1 protein-coding gene is annotated in these 311 nt (G+C 61.7%); it reads right to left on the reverse strand.

The features are described from left to right. Positions 1-54: 54 nt before the first annotated feature. Positions 55-311 (reverse strand): Rid family hydrolase (locus tag EN874_RS32975; protein WP_127428863.1); only part of this gene is annotated, 257 nt, incomplete at its 5' end.

The raw sequence follows: 311 nt of genomic DNA on the forward strand, positions 1-311 counted from the left end.
CTCCCGATGGCCTGGTTGGGATGATCTAAAGCGCCTCGCGCTTGTGGGCAACCATCAGCCCGCAGCCAGCACTTCCACCTCGACCTTGAATTCCAGACGGGCGAAGCCGGAGACGATCATGAGCGTCGAGGCCGGCGCCGGGTCGGAAAACAGCCGGTTGCGGACATCCATATAGGATTGCAGATGTTCGCGGCCGGTGACGAAGGCATTGATGCGCACGATGTCGTTCAAGGTCAGGCCGGCCTCGCTCAAGATTGCGGCGATGTTCTTGAAGCAGAGCTCGGCCTGAGCGCCGGCGTCCTCGGGAACAT

The organism is Mesorhizobium sp. M1D.F.Ca.ET.231.01.1.1 (assembly GCF_003999155.2).
Taxonomy (GTDB): domain Bacteria; phylum Pseudomonadota; class Alphaproteobacteria; order Rhizobiales; family Rhizobiaceae; genus Mesorhizobium.